Origin of the sequence: Populibacterium corticicola (assembly GCF_042683685.1) — a bacterium.
In the GTDB taxonomy this organism is placed as follows: domain Bacteria; phylum Actinomycetota; class Actinomycetes; order Actinomycetales; family Cellulomonadaceae; genus Timonella; species Timonella corticicola.
Genome location: NZ_JBHUOP010000002.1, coordinates 105,999 through 122,215, shown reverse-complemented (window position 1 = coordinate 122,215; position 16,217 = coordinate 105,999). Strand labels below are relative to the sequence as shown.

Below are 16,217 nucleotides of genomic sequence, written 5' to 3'. Positions count from 1 at the left end.
TGTGAACAGCCCAAACGTAGGACTATTGCATTGTGGTCTGACCACATAGGTCTTGAGTCACTTTAATCCCGTCAGAAGCCTCATTCTCGTGCCCTATGCGTTACATTCGTCCGCACCTTGAAGGCGGGAACAAACACGGGTCGACGACGGTTATCATTGAGGCGCAGCGTCTTGACGCTCGCATGTGCTCCGGGGTCGGTGAAATTCCGAACCGGCGGTTATAGTCCGCGACCTGCTCGCAGTCACTTCGACTGTGTGCGGCTGAGCTGGTGAAATTCCAGCACCGACAGTCAAAGTCTGGATGGGAGAAGCACTTTTCGCGGCCGTGCCGTGTGTGGTGTCCGTTTAGTGATGCCCGCACACGAGTCACGCCCGTCCTCCCCGACAGTGCATTTTCTAGTTCGGAAGGAGGAGAATTTGGACGTCTTTGACACGCTCTATCACGCGACCTTAACCATCGGCGATCAGCAGATGATGTGGCGCGAAATCATTGGAAACGTATTCGGTTTAGCCTCAGCACTCGGTGGCATGCGCCGTAAAGTCTGGGCCTGGCCAATCGGAATCATGGGTAACGCCCTGCTGTTCACCGTTTTCATGGGCACCCTGTTCAACGGGGCTGACCACACGGCGATGCTCGGGCAGGCAGGTCGACAGATCATGTTCATCTGCGTGTCGATCTACGGCTGGTACCGCTGGAAGCAGTCTCGAGAGGAGGCCGACGGTACGGCCATCGTTCCCCGCTGGGCCTCAAACGGAACTCGTCTCGGACTCATCCTTGTCATGGCCGTCGGCACGCTCGCTCTGACACCACTGTTCCGCGCGCTCGGATCGTATGAACCGGTCTGGGCGGATGCGTGGATCTTCATGGGTTCGCTGCTCGCCACCTACGGGATGGCCAAGGGGTGGACCGAGTTTTGGCTGATCTGGGTTGCGGTTGACATCGTTGGTGTGCCGCTGCTGTTCTCCGCCGGATACTACGCCACGGGCTTCATGTATGTGTTCTACGGCGTGTTCACCCTGGTTGGGTTCTTCGTCTGGTGGCGTGCGCAGCGGCGTGCGGCTCTCGTGGAAGAGCCGGCTGCGTAGTCTTCCATCTGACCATCCGCCCGGTTGCATCCTCTGGTAGGAATGCAACCGGGCGGTTTTGTTTTGGTACCTGGTACAGATTTCCGACGATCCCTCATCTTGACCCCGCAACCGCGCGACCCAGCCCGGCTGGTTTTCTTTCGTGACCCATCTCTGTGTAGCATCCATCTTCAGAATCGAACTCAGGGTTTTACCCACGAACTCAGCTCGGAGCGGACTGGGTTCGTGGGTAAAACCCTGAGTTCGCGTCAGGAGTGGAGCGTGTGGTGCTGGTGGGGCATAAGAGACTGCTGGAACGTGAAGGCTCGTCGCTAATCCACAACGGGCTGATCGAGCAGGGAATCGGCGAGATCCGCTATCGCTTCCGTGCACCTGCGGTCCTGCGGCAACTCAACGTAGCGGCCAATGAAATCCTGGAACTCAGCGGGCTCCCGGTCCAACTGCTTGAGGTTATCCACCAGCCCCTCAAAACCAGTTGCGATGGGGAAGGGCACCTCCGCCGCGAAGTCGATATAGAAGTCGCGTTCCTCAAGGTATTCGCCAAGATCAGGGGCAAAGATCAGAACCGGGATATCGGCAATCCCAGCCTCAAACATGATCGATGAGTAATCGGTGACGAGATAGTCGGCCACTGAGAGGAAATCAAATGAAGAGTGGTCTGCGTAGCGTCGAGCGATGACGTCGGTGTCGCTCAAGGCAACTGGATGAGGCTTGGCAATCAGGTTATAGCCGTGGCGTGCGAAGTATGCGTGCAGGGCATCGGCCGCGAACACCTGGCCCTTCTTGAACGTGGGAGCAAACAGCACGTTCTTCTTGCCTGCAAGTTCCGGATACTGCTCAAGCAGCATCGTGCGGGTGTGATCGCGCCGCTCGGTATCGCGTAGTGCATCGACTCGTGGGAGAGGAATTGGGTGGACCACTGCCTCAGGTACGTTGAATGCCTCGGCGAAGGCGGGCGTGCTCGCACGTGAACTCGCCACAACGGCGTCATAGTTGGCGTGCATGTGCATGATTCGGGCAATGTCGGAGGACGATCCCTCACCAACGTCGAGGATCGAGTACCCGAACTTTTTGAGCGACCCAAGCGCGTGCCACATCTGGATGACCCGCAGCGAGTCCTTATGCCGCAGCACCGACACCGGAATGCAGTACGTGTCCAGGACGACTAGGCGGGACCGGGAGATGTGCCGCATCTGAGTGAACACGTGCCCGAAGTATCCGAGTTTCTTGGCCAATGACGAGTGGAACTCGTAGCACAGGAACTCAACCGTCCAATCTGGGTGACGCCTGGTGAACTCCTGGGCAAACAACTCGAAATCAAGCGAGGGGGTGTCCTGTTGGCGTGAGATGAACGTGATCTGTTTGCGCGCAGGCAGTAGGCGTATGGGGGAATAGCACACCTGCAAAAACACTTTGACCGCCAGAGCGAAACCCCGTTTGATGGTGCCGATCATGCATGCCCGCCGTGCGCAGCGTGCGGGTGGCTGCCAGTGTGGTGTTCTCGCTCAGTCTCGCGTCGGCGGTGCTGGCCGGGGATTCCAGCGAACGGCGCAATCAACTCGTCGATGACTCGGGCTGTTGACTGGCCGTCGCAGGAACCGCAGAAGAACTCGACAAAATCGTGTAGTTCCTGGGTGTCGCCACGGGCCTCGCGCACTCCTTCGATGAGTTCGGAGGTTGTGCGTGCGATTGGCCCGAAGGCGTAGCGCTCGTACGGATAGTAGAAGTCCCGCGAACTGATGTATTCCTCGAGATCAGGGCAGAAGAACACGGTCGGTCGGTCGAGTAGCGCATAGTCAAAGATGATCGATGAGTAATCGGTGATGAGTAGGTCCGTCGCCATGAGCACGCGATTGGTGTCGCGTAGAGCGCTCAGGTCGCGGAAGACGTCGGAACTTGAGACCTCAGCGGGAACAGAGGATACGAACGGGTGGGGCTTGTACCCGATCACGTACTCGTCCCCGAGTTGGGTGGCGAGTTCCTTCCAGTCGATCCATTCGGTGGGGTAATGAGCCGTGACCTGGCCATTGCCGCGGAAGGTCGGCGCGAACAACGCGAGTTTCCTGTCTTCCGGGATAGCCAGCTTGTTCCGGATATCCTTGGCGGCACCCGCAACCTCGGAATGGTTGAAGAACACGTCTGTGCGCGGAATGCCCGTTGCGTGCACCTTCGACACATCGATTCCGAACGCCTCGGCATAGTTTGCGCGTACCGCAGGGGAGGAGACGATTGCTGCCGTGTAGTTCTTGTGGGTCTTGGAGCCGGTGATGGGGCCGCCAGGTTTACCGGCGCGGCTGAAACCCATGGTTTTGAATGCGCCCGATGCGTGCCAGATCTGCAGGAGTTGTGTCCCTGGACGCAACTTGATCTGGTAGATCATGGGGTAGAAGTCATCAACGACGATGACCTTGGCCCGCGCCATCAACTGGCACAGGCGGAAATGGTCCCTCAGCGAGCGTTTGGTGCGTAGTGAAGGGCGCAGAACAGTGCGGACATCGTATCCGCGCGCGGTGAGTTCGTCGGCCAGTGGCTTTTGATTGTTGACGAGTTCCGCATTCGAGTCCGAGAGGAACAGCACGAGCCCGTCACGTGGAGCGATGAAAAGTCGAGCGAGCTTGTAGCCCACGATGTAGAAGCTCTGCCGCAGGGTTTGCAGCACAGACTTTACCGACCAGTTACGTTGCATCCGATCAGTTTACGTTGCGCAGAGTGGTGTTTCCTAAGCCTGTGTATCTGGCGGTGCTTTCTGATGGGCGACGATACGGGCAGTCACGTACGCGCCGTGCGACCCAGCCCGGCTGGCTCTGGGCGGATGGGGCGAACAAGATAGCTCGTCGTCAATCTGGCCGACCAACCGCTAGCCGCAAGCCGTCCTCCATCGAACTCAACCAAAATCCTACGAACTCATCCTGCAGGGGGCTGAGCCCGTAGGTAAAAGGCTGAGTTCGAGCGCTAGCCGCCGACGCGTGGGACGGGTCTGGGCGCACGGAAAACGCCCCGCAGCGAGTGGCTGCGAGGCGTTTCATGGGTGGTGCCCTCGATAGGATTCGAACCTACGGCCTTCTGCTCCGGAGGCAGACGCTCTATCCCCTGAGCTACGAGGGCGAAACCGCTCGTAATCTTATCAGGATTACACGCGGGTTGTGGCACGCGAGGTAGGCGATGTGGTGCGACTCTCAATGTAGTGCGAGAGGTAGGAGCCCATTTCCTCCATCGCAAGGAACTCATCGCCAATGATGATCGCCTCGATGAGGTCGTCGTGATCGTCGTTGATGTGGTTGCGTAGGATCTTCTCCACGTTGCGGCGAATCGAGGCGCCAACGGCGGCGGTCAGGCTCTCGTACAGTTGCTGTAGCACGGGATTCTTCGATACGGCAGCGATCGCGTTGTGCAGTGTGATGTCGGCTGCAACCATCTGGTCGACCTCACCGGCGTTGAATGCCTCTTGACGGGTCCGGTTGACCTCGCGCAGTAGGGCGATATCCTGCTCGGTGCGGTTACGGGCAGCAAGCCGAGCGGCCTCGACCTCAAGGGAACGACGCACCTCGAGGATGTGGATGTAGTGAGCATCCTCGAACTGGCGGCCAAGCGCCACCGATACCTCGGAGGTGGAGCGCACGTAGGTGCCAGAACCCTGGCGGCGAGTGAGGAGGCCTGCATGGACAAGAGACTGAACGGCCTCGCGCACTGTGTTGCGCCCGACCCCCAGAAGCTCTACGAGGTGGGGTTCCGTGGGGATGCGTTCGCCCACTTTCCATTGACCTGAGCGGATGCGGGCACGCAATTGCGCGGTCGCCTGCTCGATCAGATTGGAACGATCTGACATGGGTGAGTCACTACCTTTGTGTGTTTGTGCAGCGCACCATTGAGCCGTACACGGGTGGGATAAATTCCCTATATACCTATTGGCCACGAACTGCATCCGTTTCGCTGAGGTAGGGGTTTACTTCGCGAGGCCCCTGCCCTCCGCTGCACTACTTTGTCCGTAACAGGTACCACTATATGACGAAAACCATCGTAACCGCGGTGCCAGAACCGGATATTATTCTCGGGTGACTCCTGTAGAGCTTATTGAAGCAATCCGTAATGCACTGATCTCATCGATCGAAGACGGTGCCCTGGCCCTGTCCGTCTCAGACCTGCCAGAGCAGGTGCACGTTGAGCGACCTCGTCAGCGCGAACACGGTGACTGGGCAACCAACATCGCTCTTCAACTTGCCAAGAAGGGCGGCACCAACCCGCGCGCCCTCGCTCAGGAATTGGCGAACCGTCTGGGCTCGACCGCTGGAGTCGCCAAGGTTGAGGTCGCCGGACCAGGCTTCTTGAACATCACGCTTGACGCCGCAGCGGCTGGTGAACTCGCAAAGACCATCGTTGAGGCTGGCCAGGACTACGGCCGCTCCGAGACCGGTGCCGGCAAGAAGATCAACCTGGAGTTCGTCTCGGCGAATCCGACCGGACCGATCCACATCGGCGGTACCCGGTGGGCTGCTGTTGGCGACTCGTTGGCCCGCGTCATGGAAGCGACCGGCGCGCAGGTGTGCCGGGAGTACTACTTCAACGACCACGGTGCCCAGATCGACCGCTTTGCGCGCTCGCTCGTTGCCCGTGCACTGGGACAAGACGCACCGGAAGACGGCTACGGCGGACAGTACATCCAAGACATCGCGGACGCTGTGCTCGCCGGTGCGAAGGAAGTGGGCGACCCGGATCCATTGACGCTCGATGAGGCTGACCGTCAGGAATACTTCCGCGCCAAGGGCGTGGACCTGATGTTCGCGGAGATCCGCAAGTCGCTGCACGAGTTCGGCGTGGACTTCGACGTGTACTTCCACGAGAACGACCTGTACACCACGGGCGCCGTGGAGCGTGCCATCGCTCGCCTTGAGGCCGCCGGACACATGTTCGAGCAGGACGGCGCCAAGTGGCTGCGCACCACCACGTTCGGGGACGACAAGGACCGCGTGGTCATCAAGTCCGACGGCGACGCCGCCTACATTGCCGGTGACATCGCCTACTACCTGGACAAGCGCGAGCGCGGCTTCAACGAGGTCGTCATGATGCTCGGCGCCGACCACCACGGCTACATCGGGCGCCTTCAAGCAGTATGCGCCGCGTTCGGAGACGAGCCACACAAGAACCTCGAGATCCTGATCGGTCAGATGGTGAACCTGGTCAAGGATGGCGAACCGGTGCGTATGTCGAAGCGTGCCGGAACCGTGGTCACGCTTGAGGACCTCGTCGAGGCTGTGGGCGTTGACGCGGCACGGTACGCGCTCGTGCGTTCCTCCGTGGACCAGTCGATCGACATCGACCTTGACCTGCTCGCCGCGCAGACCAACGAGAACCCGGTCTTTTACGTGCAGTACGCTCACGCCCGTACCGCAAACGTTGCTCGTAACGCACAGGCGGCCGGAGTGCGCCGCGAGGACGCATTCGCCCCAGAGACCCTGACTCATGCAACCGAATCCGCGTTGATCGGTCAGTTGACCGAGTTCCCGCGCGTGGTGGCTCAGGCTGCAGAACTGCGCGAGCCACACCGCGTTGCTCGGTATGCGGAGGCGCTCGCGGGTAGCTACCACAAGTGGTACTCCGAATGCCGTGTGACCCCAATCGGCGATGGTGAAGTGACCGACACCCACCGCACCCGGTTGTGGCTCAACGACGCCACCCGTCAAGTCCTCGCCAACGCATTGAACCTACTTGGCGTCTCAGCTCCGGAGCGTATGTGATGGGAACCGTTTCCCCGCAGGTAGACCCTGCTGAAATCCTGAAGCCCGGTCCGTCGCAGCGCGCCGCGCTCGCATCGCACGTGTGGCCGCAGTCCGCGCGATTGGCGGGCGGCTCGCTGTCGGTTGGCGGCATCGATGTGGCCGACTTGGTCGCCGAGCACGGTACGCCGTCGTTCATCGTCGACGAGTCCCACTTTCGCGCTCGCGCCCGCCTGTTTGTCGAGTCGTTCCGGTCCGCTTTCTCGGCCGTGGGCGCCGATGTCGACGTGTACTATGCGGGTAAGTCGTTCCTGTCGGTAGCGGTTGCGAAGTGGGCCGATGAGGAAGGCCTACGGATCGACACCTGCACCGCGGGTGAGATGGCTGTTGCCGAGCGCGCCGGTATCGCAGGCGAGAACATGGGACTGCACGGTAACAACAAATCTGAGGCGGAGATTGTCCGGGCGATCCGTGGATCAGTGGGCCGCATCGTGGCTGACTCGCTCGTGGAGATCGAACAGATCGCGCAGCTCGCCGAGGCCGAGGGCCGCACCGCGGCCAGCCCCGTTCCGGTCATGGTGCGCGTGACCACCGGTATCCACGCCGGTGGCCACGAGTTCATCTCGACCGCACGCGAGGACCAGAAGTTCGGCCTGTCCCTGGCAGGCGGTCAGGCACTCGAGGGCATGGAACTCGTGTTGAAGTTCCCGCAGCTGCGTCTGCTCGGAGCCCACGCGCACATCGGTTCGCAGATTCAGGATTCGACTGCGTTCGAGTTGAACGCACGCAAGATGCTGGAACTGCGCAAGAGCCTTGAGGAAAAGACGGGCTACGTCATGCCTGAACTGGACCTCGGCGGCGGTTACGGCATCGCGTATGTTCCCGAGGACCAGCCAATTGACGTGCCGTCCCTCGCACAGTCCCTCGCACAGACCATGGCCGCAGTCGCCACGGAACTGAACACCTCAGTTCCACGCATCTCCATCGAGCCGGGCCGTTCGATCGCTGGACCGACCACGGTAACCCTGTACACGGTCGGCACGATCAAGAACGTCACGACCGACGAGGGTATCGTCCGCACCTACGTGTCCGTGGACGGCGGAATGTCGGACAACATTCGCCCAGCGCTCTACGGAGCGGTCTACACCGCCCGCCTCGCCAACCGCGAAGGTTCCGAGGAAGCGGTACTCGCCCGCATCGTCGGCAAGCACTGCGAATCCGGTGACATCGTCATCAACGACCTCGCGTTGCCAGCGGATGTACAGCGCGGCGATATCATCGCCGTCGCCGCGACCGGTGCCTATGGCCGCTCGATGGCATCGAACTACAACAACCTGCTCAAGCCGCCGGTCATCGCGGTCAAGGACGGTGCATCGCGTGTCATCGTGCGCCGCGAGACTGAGGACGACCTGCTGGCCCTCGACCTCGGCTGATCTATCGAAACGAGAGTCCAGGCAGCTCAAACCAGCACGTCAACGGGCCGCGGATGTCATATCCGCGGCCCGTTTCCCTATCTGACGCACTCGATGTCGAGCGGATGGGACAAAGGTACTGAAAAGCCAACGTGACATGTGCAACGTCCAATTCCGCAATGAGCGCGTTGTGTTAATTGCCGAAGGTGAATAAATTAGGGTAGGCAAACCTCGACTTCGTGACTGGATGGCTGAACGTGCAACTGATGAACCGTGTAACGCGGGTACGCAAGACTGCGATAGCAGGGGTACTCATGGGTGCACTCCTCGTTGCGGGCTGTTCCCCGATCGAACCGACGGCGAAGGCAGAGGCTCCCGTGGAGACGGGAGTGGCTCTCGCGGACGTAACCCCGGTCGAGAACCCGAAAGCCCATGTCGGGCCGTCCACCGCACTCATGACCGGTGAAACCCCACTTGAGCCGATTGAACCCGGGACCCCACAACTTCCCGTCACGGTGACCGACATGCAGGGCACCGAGGTCACGATCACGGACACCTCACGCATCCTCGCGCTCGACGTGTACGGCACCACCTCACGCATCGTCTACCGCCTCGGCCTGGGCGACCAACTCGTGGGACGCGACACCTCCACCAACTTTCCCGAGGCCCGGCATCTACCGCTCGTCACGCCCGCAGGGCACGACCTCGCTGCCGAGGCGATCCTGGAGCTCTCGCCAACGGTCATCATCACCGACACCTCGCTTGGCCCATGGGATGTCATCCTGCAGATGCGCGACTCGGGTATCCCGGTGGTCGTGGTGGACTCACACCGCTCCATTGAGAACACCTCCGACATGATCCGGCAGGTGGCGGAAGCGCTGGGCGTTTCCGAGGCTGGTGAGACCCTGGCTCAGGAGGTGGAGGGTGAGGTCAACGCGAAGGTCCAGCAAATCGCGGAGATCGCACCAGCAGCCCAGGAAGACAAACTACGGATCGCCTTTCTGTACATTCGTGGTGGCTCGGGCGTGTACTACATGTTCGGCTCGGATTCCGGCGCCGATGCACTCATCTCCGCGCTCGGTGGTGTGGATGTCGCGAGTGAGATCGGCTGGAGCGGAATGAAACCGGTCAACGCCGAGGGGATCATCGCCGCTGCGCCAGACGTCATCCTCACGATGACCAAGGGACTTGAATCCACAGACGGCGTCGATGGGCTACTCGAAGCGCTCCCGGAACTTGCGCAGACCCCGGCAGGTATCAACAAACGCATCGTGGACATGGATGACACGGCCATCCTGAGCTACGGTCCAGCAACCGCCGAGGTACTCGACGCTCTGGCAGTCGCACTCTATGCACCCGATGCAAACGCGTCGGCTGCTCAGTAACACATCAGGCACGGAACCCCACATGTCAAAAAACCTGAGTTCACGCTCAGTCCCCCCTCATGACCATCTCGCCGCCTCCAAGCACCGTCGGGCAAAACTGATCGTTCTCGTGATTGGCCTGGTGTGCGCGCTGTTCACGCTCCTGATCGTCAGCGCCGCAAGCGGACAACTCCAGCTTCCCGCAGGAGAGGTGTTCGGCTCACTGCTCAACAAGTTGGGCCTCGGTGGTTCTCCCGTCACGGCGCACCCACAGGGGGAGAGCGCCCTGTGGACGATCCGCTTCCCACGCGTACTGCTCGCAGCCCTCGTGGGTGCGGCCCTCGCGGTGGGTGGAGCGATCATGCAGGGGGTGTTCGGCAACCCGCTCGCCGACCCGGGCGTCGTCGGAGTGTCCTCGGGAGCCGCAGCCGCAGCCTGTACAGCTATGGTCTTCAACATCACCGTGTTCGGCCCGTGGACGACACCGTTGTTCGCGTTCGTGGGCGGACTCGTGGTCACCCTGCTCGTGTACGCGATGTCGCGAGCCAACGGGCGCACCGAGGTGGTCACGCTCGTACTGACCGGCGTGGCAATCAACGCGGTTGCCGGGGCGCTCATCGCGTTCCTGACATTCGTGGGCGACCAACAGGCTCGCGAGCAGATCATCTTCTGGCAACTCGGGTCAATGAACGGAACCCGCTGGCAGTATGTCGCGGTCGTCGCCCCGCTTGTGTTGATCGGGTTGATCGGTGCCATCCTCATCGCCCGCAAACTCGATCTCCTCGCGCTGGGCGAACGCTCCGCACGCCACCTCGGAGTCGATGTCGAGCGTTTGCGCATCACCGCAATCGTTATCGTCGCGACCCTGACCGCAGCCGCAGTGGCGTTCACCGGAATCATCGCGTTCGTCGGTCTGGTCATTCCGCACATCATCCGAATGATGATCGGACCCAGCCACCGCGCGCTCATTCCGCTGTCCGCGCTCGGCGGTGCCGTTCTGCTGTCCGGCGCCGATCTGGTCGCGCGTACCGCGGTCCTCTACGCCGACCTTCCCATCGGCATGCTCACCTCGCTCGTGGGCGGCCCCTTCTTCTTCTACCTCATCCGCAAGACCCGCAAGAGCGCGGGAGGATGGGCCTGATGACCATGACACCGTTGACCCTTGAGGTGGAGAACCTCACGATCGACGTCCCCGGACGCCGCATCCTCGACGCAGTGAATCTGACCTTTACGGGTGGCAAACTCATTGCCCTCGTCGGCCCGAACGGTGCTGGAAAATCGACCCTGCTTGGAGCAATCGCGGGGGACAGGCACCCAACCCACGGGCGCATCCTCATCAATGGCGTGGACATCACCAAGCGTAAGCTCGTGGACCTGGCCCGGGAGCGTTCCGTGCTCGTCCAGGAAAACCGGATCTCGTTCCCGTTCACCGTGCACGAGGTTGTGGAGATGGGCCGTTCACCTTGGCAGGGAACCGAGCAGGAGGACAACGACGAGAAGGTCATCGACAAAGCCATCGAGATCGCAGATGTCGGCCACCTGCGCACCCGCAACTTTCAATCGCTCTCGGGTGGTGAAAAGGCGCGCGCGGCATTTGCCCGCGTGCTCGCACAGCAAACGCCGATCATCATGCTCGATGAGCCGACCGCCGCACTCGACATCAAGCACCAGGAGGCGGTACTCAAGCAGGCTCTCGCAGAAGCCTTGAACGGCAAGATCGTGGTGGTCGTCCTGCACGATCTGACACTCGCCGCATCCTACGCACACGAGGTGGTCGTGGTGGATCGCGGTCATGTCGTCGCCCAGGGCGTACCCGCTGACGTGATGACCTCACAGCGGTTGACTGACATCTACCAGTACCCCATCTCGGTGTTCACACATCCGGAGACCGGGGAACTCATCATCTTGCCGCAACGCGCCTGCCCCCCACTATCTACGCGCTCGCCACACACGGAAAAGGACACGAAATGAACACTGTACGCAAGACCGTGACTGCCGCTGCCTCGGTGGTTCTCTCGGGTTCGCTTGGCCTCGGGTTGGCGATTCCAGCAGGTGCTGACGAGTCGGACACCGTCTCGGTCAGCGGTGCGAGCGTCGAGGCGCTCAACGAGTCGGGTTTCCCCACTGCTGCGATCGACGGCGGCACCGTCTTGACGCTCAAGGGGTCTGATTTCCAGGCGATCAAGAACGGCGCGGGTGGAATCTACGTTGTGTTCGGATGGGTGTCCGACACTGATGGCCTGAGCTGGGCACCAAGCAACGGCGGGCAAACGGGGGAGAACTACCGTTATGTTCCGGACGCCGAGGACGAGACCAATCAGGGTCACAGCCGGTACATCGCGTTTGAGGGATCCAAGACCGCAGCCGCCGCAAACGGCGGATTCATCGCCGAGGACGGCACCTGGGAAACTGAGCTTGCGATGCCCTCAGCCACGTTTGAGTCGATGGACCGCGACGGCAACCCCACCGATGTTGACTGCCTCAAGGACACCTGCGGTGTGATCACCTTTGGGGCGCACGGCGTGAAGAACGGCAACAACGAGACCTTCACCCCGATCACCTTCGTTGCGGACACCACGGTGGACCCCGCCGATGTAGTTGCCGAACAGGCAGAAGAGCCGATTGGCGACGAGTCGGAGCAGCCGAGCGAGTCGGCTTCCGAACCAGCGGACACGCACACGCAAGAAACAGGCCCGAACTCCTCCGACTCGTCGCAAAGCGGTGTTGAGGTCGAGGACACGAGTTCGAACAACGTTCCGACCATAGTGGGCGTTGGTGTCGGATTGCTCGTTATCGCCGGGTTTGCGTTCTGGGCAACCAAGCGCAGGAAGTAGTCATCGTGTGCGGGTGGGTTTGATCCCACCCGCATGCATTCTGGTGGACGTCACGGGTTATGTTCCGTTCTGCGAACACTGCACTGTCCACCATGAGAAAACCAGTATTCTTTTCCTAGATCACCACAGTGACATCTACCCATGCGCGCAACTCGGTGCTGCCTGCAAGCAGCATCTCGCGGGTCGCGCCGGTACGTCTACACAATGAAAGGCGGAACACGTGACCGCGCAGAAGGATTCGGAGCCTCTCAAGGTTGCGCTACTCGGCTGCGGAGTCGTCGGAACCCAGGTCGCTCGGATTTTGCTCGAGCACCGCGACGAACTCGCTGCCCGCGTTGGTGCGCCGCTCGAACTGGCTGGTATCGCCGTGCGCGACGTGACCGTGCCACGTGACGCCGTGATTCCCACGCAGTTGCTGACCACGGACGCCGAGAGCCTTGTTGACGACGTGGACATCGTCATTGAGGTGATGGGCGGCATCGAGCCTGCCCGCACACTGATCCTGCGTGGTATTGCCGCAGGTGCATCCGTCATCACGGCCAACAAGGCACTTCTCGCCCAGGATGGCCCGGCTATCTTCGAGGCAGCGGATGCGGCCGGAGTCGATGTGGCTTTCGAGGCCGCTGTCGCAGGAGCCATTCCGATCATCCGCCCAATCCGCGACTCGCTTGCGGGAGACAAGATCAACCGCGTCCTTGGAATCGTGAACGGCACGACCAACTATGTGCTCGACCAGATGACCAAGCATGGTTTGGGCTTTGAGCAGGCCGTCAAGGATGCGCAGGCGCTCGGATACGCCGAGGCGGACCCCACAGCGGATGTCGAGGGTCACGACGCCGCGGCGAAGGCAGCGATCCTCGCCTCCCTCGCGTTCCACACCCGAGTATCGCTCGACCAGGTGGCCTGCGAGGGAATCACCAAGGTCACCGCAGACGATGTTGCGTGGGCGAAGCGTTCGGGGCACGTCATCAAACTGCTCGCAATCTGCGAGCAGAACGATGAGGGCGTCGGCGTGCGCGTACATCCCGCGCTCGTGCCCGACACCCACCCGCTGGCCACGGTCTCCGATGCGTTCAACGCCGTGTTCGTGGAGGCGGCAAACGCTGGACCACTCATGTTCTACGGTCAGGGTGCCGGTGGCGCGCCCACCGCATCCGCTGTCATGGGCGACGTGGTCTCAAGCGCACGCAACCGGGTGGCCGGCGCCCGCGGGGCAGGCGAATCCAACTATGCGAACCTGCCCGTTGTGGATTTCGGTACTGCCAGCACCCGCTACCAGGTACGCCTCTCCGTTGCAGACAAGCCAGGCGTGCTCGCACGCATCGCTGAGGTGTTCGCCAGCAACGGGGTATCCATCGAGACCGTCACGCAGGCACCACGCGATGACCGCGATGGCTCCGCCTACCTGGTGATCGCAACCCACGAGGGCAGGGAAGCCGCCCTCGCACAAACCATCGAGACCGTCGCCCAACTCGACGTCATCGAAGAAGTAATGTCAGTACTACGAGTCGAGGGATCCTGATGGCCCACATATGGCAAGGCATCATCAAGGAATATGCAGAATTCCTGCCTGAGCACCTGAAAACCAACATCGTGACCCTCGGCGAGGGAGGCACCCCGCTCGTGCCAGCACCTTACCTCAATGAGTTGACCGGAGCCGAGATCTACCTCAAGGTCGAGGGCATGAACCCGACCGGCTCGTTCAAGGATCGAGGCATGACCACCGCGATCTCCGCGGCCGCCGCAAAGGGCGCCAAGGCCGTTGTCTGCGCCTCCACCGGTAACACGTCCGCCTCAGCCGCAGCATACGCAACCCACGCGGGTATGATCTGCGCTGTGCTCGTGCCGGATGGCAAGATCGCCATGGGCAAGCTCTCGCAGGCCATAGCACACGGCGCCAAACTGCTCCAGGTTGATGGTAACTTCGACGACTGCCTCGTCGCCGCGCGCAAGCTCGCTGAGTCATACCCTGTCGAACTCGTCAACTCCGTGAACCCCGACCGCATCGAGGGTCAGAAGACCGGTTCCTTCGAGGTCGTGGATGTGCTCGGCGATGCCCCGGACATTCATGCGCTCCCCGTTGGAAACGCCGGAAACATCACCGGCTATTGGAAGGGCTACGTCGAATACGAGGCTGCCGGTAAGGCAACTCGCCGCCCCCAGATGTGGGGCTTCCAGGCAGAAGGCGCATCGCCGATCGTTGCCGGTCACCCATTCGATGAGCCAGAAACCATCGCAACCGCAATTCGCATCGGTAACCCAGCTTCGTGGGACAAGGCGCTCGAGGCCCGCGACACATCGGGCGGCGTGATAGAGGCCGTGACCGATGAGGAAATCCTCGCTGCGCACCGCATCCTGTCCGCCAAGGTAGGAGTGTTCGTGGAGCCCGCCTCCGCAGCGGGCGTTGCCGGAGTGCTCAAGCGTGCACAGGCTGGACTCGTGCCAGCGGGCGCGAAGATCGTCATCACCGTGACCGGACACGGCCTCAAGGACCCAGCCTGGGCGCTACGCACCGAGGATGGGGCAGAGGTGCAACCCCAGAAGGTCACCGCTGACGTCATGTCCATCGCGCAGGCACTCGGACTGGCATAGCCCACGCCCATGAAACTCGCAGCAGACCACGTCAAGGTCAAGGTCCCCGCAACGAGCGCGAACCTTGGCCCGGGCTTCGACGCGCTCGGACTTGCCCTCAACTTTTCCGACGAACTCGAAGTGCGCGCGCTCGGATCGGAGCACGTCGAGGTTGAGATCGAGGGTGAGGGTGCCGGTGAGGTCCCCGGAGACGAACGGCACCTTGTCGTGAAGACGATCCGTCGCGCACTCGACCACGTGGGCGCACCCCAAGTTGGCCTGCATCTGCGAGCGAAGAACCGGATTCCACACGGTAGGGGGATGGGGTCGTCTGCAGCCGCGGTGGTGGCCGGGCTCATGGCGGCGAAGGGCTTGATCGCTGACCCTGACGCACTCAACTCCGAAGTCCTGCTGAACCTGGCCACGCAACTTGAGGGACATCCGGACAACGCTGCTCCGGCCCTGCGCGGTGGTGCCACCGTCGCGTGGATGACCACTCACGACAGCCCCGCTGCGGTGAATCTGGAGATTCACCCGGGCCTGGAACCGACAATCATTGTGCCGACAGTGCGACTCTCCACACACCGTGCACGGGGTGTGCTCCCCATCGCAGTCCCGCATGCCAACGCATCGTTCAATGCTGGTCGGGCGGCGCTGCTCGTGCACGCGCTGGCCAATGATCCCGACCTGCTGTTCGATGCCACGGAAGACAAACTGCACCAAGAATATCGTGCGCCAGTCATGCAGCAGACGTGGGCGCTCGTTTCTGGCCTGCGCGAACGCGGAATCGCCGCAACTGTTTCTGGAGCCGGGCCAACCGTGCTGGTGCTTGACCGAGCCGATAACGCACCCATTGTGGAGCAGGAGATCGCTCGTGTCCTCGATGCCAGCGAGGTGGCTCGTACCCTCGTGGATGAAGAAACCGGAACCGTGACCCGCGTCGACTGGAGGGTAATTCGCCCGGGATTCGATCACTTAGGCGCACAGTACGAACAACTCTAGCCATGCGGGTGCTATAGTTGGTGTAGTTTCTTGGCGCAGGGTATCCCGCCAACCGTCGATTCCACTCGGCAGAGTTTCTCACCTTATCGGTGTGAAACGAGCGAGTGTGTGAGTTCTCTTTCTCGTTAAAGAATCGCAAGAACCTTGTAACCATCACCTGTAGGTGGTGATTGATCGTTATGGTTCTTGATCGGCGAACGGGTTGCGTTCTATGTAGCCGCTCAGATCTTCTCTTTA

Annotated in this window: 13 protein-coding genes, 1 tRNA gene and 1 riboswitch; of the genes, 10 read left to right on the top strand and 4 right to left on the bottom strand. The window is 61.4% G+C overall.

Going from position 1 to position 16,217, the window contains the following annotated elements:
* Positions 1-181 precede the first annotated feature (181 nt).
* Positions 182-317, top strand: a riboswitch (FMN riboswitch).
* A 100-nt stretch (positions 318-417) separates the two neighbouring features.
* The gene (gene pnuC, locus ACFSYH_RS04350; RefSeq protein ID WP_377465349.1) at positions 418-1,086 is read left to right on the top strand and encodes a nicotinamide riboside transporter PnuC; all 669 of its coding nucleotides are present in this window, start codon (positions 418-420) and stop codon (positions 1,084-1,086) included.
* Positions 1,087-1,397: 311 nt separating this feature from the next.
* Here pnuC and ACFSYH_RS04345 read toward each other — a convergent pair whose 3' ends face one another.
* From ACFSYH_RS04345 to ACFSYH_RS04330, 4 genes are all read right to left on the bottom strand, one after another.
* Complete coding sequence (locus ACFSYH_RS04345) at positions 1,398-2,540, bottom strand: CDP-glycerol glycerophosphotransferase family protein (RefSeq protein ID WP_377465348.1); 1,143 nt, start codon at positions 2,538-2,540, stop codon at positions 1,398-1,400.
* Positions 2,537-3,772, bottom strand: a complete 1,236-nt coding sequence (locus tag ACFSYH_RS04340) for a CDP-glycerol glycerophosphotransferase family protein (RefSeq protein ID WP_377465347.1) — start codon at positions 3,770-3,772, stop codon at positions 2,537-2,539. The genes ACFSYH_RS04345 and ACFSYH_RS04340 overlap by 4 nt, the downstream gene beginning before the upstream one ends.
* 343 nt (positions 3,773-4,115) lie before the next feature.
* A tRNA-Arg gene (locus ACFSYH_RS04335) sits at positions 4,116-4,191 on the bottom strand.
* 25 nt (positions 4,192-4,216) lie between these two features.
* Complete coding sequence (locus tag ACFSYH_RS04330) at positions 4,217-4,912, bottom strand: FadR/GntR family transcriptional regulator (protein ID WP_377465346.1); 696 nt, start codon at positions 4,910-4,912, stop codon at positions 4,217-4,219.
* A 226-nt stretch (positions 4,913-5,138) separates the two neighbouring features.
* Here ACFSYH_RS04330 and argS point away from each other — a divergent pair, with 226 nt between their 5' ends.
* From argS to thrB, 9 genes are all read left to right on the top strand, one after another.
* Positions 5,139-6,818: an arginine--tRNA ligase gene (gene argS, locus ACFSYH_RS04325; protein WP_377465345.1), complete on the top strand. Its 1,680-nt coding sequence runs from the start codon at positions 5,139-5,141 to the stop codon at positions 6,816-6,818.
* Positions 6,818-8,230 (top strand): diaminopimelate decarboxylase, encoded by a 1,413-nt coding sequence (lysA, locus tag ACFSYH_RS04320; RefSeq protein ID WP_377465344.1) that lies wholly within the window; start codon positions 6,818-6,820, stop codon positions 8,228-8,230. The genes argS and lysA overlap by 1 nt, the downstream gene beginning before the upstream one ends.
* A gap of 245 nt (positions 8,231-8,475) precedes the next feature.
* A complete protein-coding gene (locus ACFSYH_RS04315; protein ID WP_377465343.1) occupies positions 8,476-9,594 on the top strand; it encodes a heme/hemin ABC transporter substrate-binding protein in 1,119 nt (372 codons plus the stop codon).
* Between the two features lie 22 nt (positions 9,595-9,616).
* Positions 9,617-10,714 (top strand): FecCD family ABC transporter permease, encoded by a 1,098-nt coding sequence (locus ACFSYH_RS04310; protein ID WP_377465342.1) that lies wholly within the window; start codon positions 9,617-9,619, stop codon positions 10,712-10,714.
* Positions 10,714-11,544, top strand: coding sequence for a heme ABC transporter ATP-binding protein (locus ACFSYH_RS04305; RefSeq protein ID WP_377465341.1), 831 nt, complete (start codon positions 10,714-10,716; stop codon positions 11,542-11,544). Before ACFSYH_RS04310 ends, ACFSYH_RS04305 begins: the two co-directional genes overlap by 1 nt.
* Positions 11,541-12,407, top strand: coding sequence for a hypothetical protein (locus ACFSYH_RS04300; protein ID WP_377465340.1), 867 nt, complete (start codon positions 11,541-11,543; stop codon positions 12,405-12,407). The genes ACFSYH_RS04305 and ACFSYH_RS04300 overlap by 4 nt, the downstream gene beginning before the upstream one ends.
* A 220-nt stretch (positions 12,408-12,627) precedes the next feature.
* On the top strand, positions 12,628-13,929 hold the full coding sequence (locus tag ACFSYH_RS04295) for a homoserine dehydrogenase (RefSeq protein WP_377465339.1): 1,302 nt from the start codon (positions 12,628-12,630) through the stop codon (positions 13,927-13,929).
* Entirely contained in the window at positions 13,929-14,999 is a 1,071-nt protein-coding gene (thrC, locus tag ACFSYH_RS04290) for a threonine synthase (protein ID WP_377465337.1), read from the top strand. The genes ACFSYH_RS04295 and thrC overlap by 1 nt, the downstream gene beginning before the upstream one ends.
* Before the next feature lie 9 nt (positions 15,000-15,008).
* On the top strand, positions 15,009-15,980 hold the full coding sequence (thrB, locus tag ACFSYH_RS04285; protein ID WP_377465336.1) for a homoserine kinase: 972 nt from the start codon (positions 15,009-15,011) through the stop codon (positions 15,978-15,980).
* The last annotated feature ends 237 nt before the right edge of the window (positions 15,981-16,217 follow it).

What these genes read in the sequence shown, in the direction of transcription:
- ACFSYH_RS04345 (WP_377465348.1), bottom strand. Translation starts at nt 2,540, where the DNA reads ATGATCGGCACCATCAAACGGGGTTTCGCTCTGGCGGTCAAAGTGTTT.
- ACFSYH_RS04340 (WP_377465347.1), bottom strand. Translation starts at nt 3,772, where the DNA reads ATGCAACGTAACTGGTCGGTAAAGTCTGTGCTGCAAACCCTGCGGCAG.
- ACFSYH_RS04330 (WP_377465346.1), bottom strand. Translation starts at nt 4,912, where the DNA reads ATGTCAGATCGTTCCAATCTGATCGAGCAGGCGACCGCGCAATTGCGT.
- lysA (WP_377465344.1), top strand. Translation starts at nt 6,818, where the DNA reads ATGGGAACCGTTTCCCCGCAGGTAGACCCTGCTGAAATCCTGAAGCCC.
- ACFSYH_RS04315 (WP_377465343.1), top strand. Translation starts at nt 8,476, where the DNA reads ATGAACCGTGTAACGCGGGTACGCAAGACTGCGATAGCAGGGGTACTC.
- ACFSYH_RS04310 (WP_377465342.1), top strand. Translation starts at nt 9,617, where the DNA reads ATGTCAAAAAACCTGAGTTCACGCTCAGTCCCCCCTCATGACCATCTC.
- ACFSYH_RS04305 (WP_377465341.1), top strand. Translation starts at nt 10,714, where the DNA reads ATGACCATGACACCGTTGACCCTTGAGGTGGAGAACCTCACGATCGAC.
- ACFSYH_RS04300 (WP_377465340.1), top strand. Translation starts at nt 11,541, where the DNA reads ATGAACACTGTACGCAAGACCGTGACTGCCGCTGCCTCGGTGGTTCTC.
- thrC (WP_377465337.1), top strand. Translation starts at nt 13,929, where the DNA reads ATGGCCCACATATGGCAAGGCATCATCAAGGAATATGCAGAATTCCTG.
- thrB (WP_377465336.1), top strand. Translation starts at nt 15,009, where the DNA reads ATGAAACTCGCAGCAGACCACGTCAAGGTCAAGGTCCCCGCAACGAGC.